The 1,443-nt window shown below is 31.5% G+C and carries 2 protein-coding genes; one reads left to right on the top strand and one right to left on the bottom strand.

The window, feature by feature from the left end:
• Positions 1–80: 80 nt before the first annotated feature.
• Positions 81–521, top strand: a complete 441-nt coding sequence (locus tag BUC11_RS16535; protein ID WP_139259560.1) for an HlyD family secretion protein — start codon at positions 81–83, stop codon at positions 519–521.
• A gap of 611 nt (positions 522–1,132) precedes the next feature.
• On the opposite strand, the gene BUC11_RS16530 is transcribed toward BUC11_RS16535, so the two are convergent.
• The coding region (locus BUC11_RS16530) for an IS66 family transposase (protein ID WP_139259424.1) at positions 1,133–1,443 on the bottom strand (311 nt) is incomplete at its 5' end.

Here is a 1,443-nt window from a genome sequence, read left to right as displayed (position 1 = left end):
GTTATTTCCGATTTTAGCCTAGAAAATAGAAATGAAAACTTAAAAAACTATCTTAAGTTTCTAAAAAAGTTGCATCGCGAATAGGTCGCAGCATAATTCAATCATCTGTTGCCGGCAAAGTATCGTTTTTACAAATTTGGACAGAAAATCAAACCATATCTGCCGGGGATAATGTTTTTTCTATAATTCCTACAATAGAAAAAGGATATATTGGAAAATTAAAGGCGCCAACATTAAATTCAGGTAAAATTAAAATAGGGCAACAAATTAATATACGATTGGCTAATTTCCCAGATAGAGAGTTTGGCATTCTTAAAGGACAAGTCAAGAATATTTCGCTTGTTCCAGACCAAGATGGTAATTTATTAATTGATGTTGTATTACTTGATGGGTTAAAAAGTTCCTATCAAAAAATGATTCCTTTTCAGCAGGAAATGAAAGGTTCTGCAGACATTATAACTGAAGATTTACGATTAATAGAACGTTTATTATATCAGTTTAGGGATGTTTTTAGGAGGTAGCTAACTTACTAGTTTTTATATTCGATCGTAAATCAGTTTTTTTGCATCAGGTTTATCCAGCAAAAAGTGTGTTTATTTTCAATTTTAACAAGGACGGTATTTTAAGGTATTTCGATTACTACTATCTAAATTTAACATAGTTTACCAAAAAAAAATATCATTTGTTAAAGATTACTGATGAAGTTTTTTTATTCTTTTTTGAGTAGCTATTTTCGAATAATTAATTTAAAATTAATTATTTATGAATAATATCATCATTCTCATAGCCATAGTTATGGCATTCTTTTTTGTTAAAGTTATTACATTAAATAGTACGCAAACTAAAAACCTTTCACTATTTCAAAAAGAATTTCCTAAGGGAAGGATAGCGTGCTGAATCTCTTATTTTTTGGCACTGCAGAAGTGATTCTAAAAATTATCTAGAAATTGTAGATAGTTAATTTTGTCCGGCTATGTATCACCCTCGGCGCAGCTGTCGAGGGTTCCTATGTTTAGTACTTTACATTTAAAATTTTAACATTTATTACAGTAAAACTACCTCATTTGTTAAGTATCCACCCGAGCAACTACATATTGTTTAGTTCAATAAGATTAATGATAGGAGCGTAATTTTACAATGGTTTAGATTCCGCTAGCTGCTTGTAATTGTGGGGATACAGGTCTTTAATATTCTTGTGGTTTATAGATTGGATATTCTCAAGGGTATATTTTAGCCACTCAAAAGGATTTACGTTATGCTTTTTGCAGTTAGAAAAAAAGGTATAGGCCATAGCCGCTCTTTGAGCAGCATCGTGCGATCCGGCAAAAAGATAATTCTTTCTACCCAGGGCCACTGGTCTGATTGCATTTTCCACCAGATTATTATCTATTTGCAAGTTACCATCTAATAGGTATGCCGATAAATTATCCCATCTTGTTTGAG

It is taken from the genome of Flavobacterium xanthum (assembly GCF_900142695.1).
Taxonomy (GTDB): Bacteria; Bacteroidota; Bacteroidia; order Flavobacteriales; family Flavobacteriaceae; genus Flavobacterium; species Flavobacterium xanthum.
This window is presented reverse-complemented; position numbering and strand designations above follow the sequence as displayed.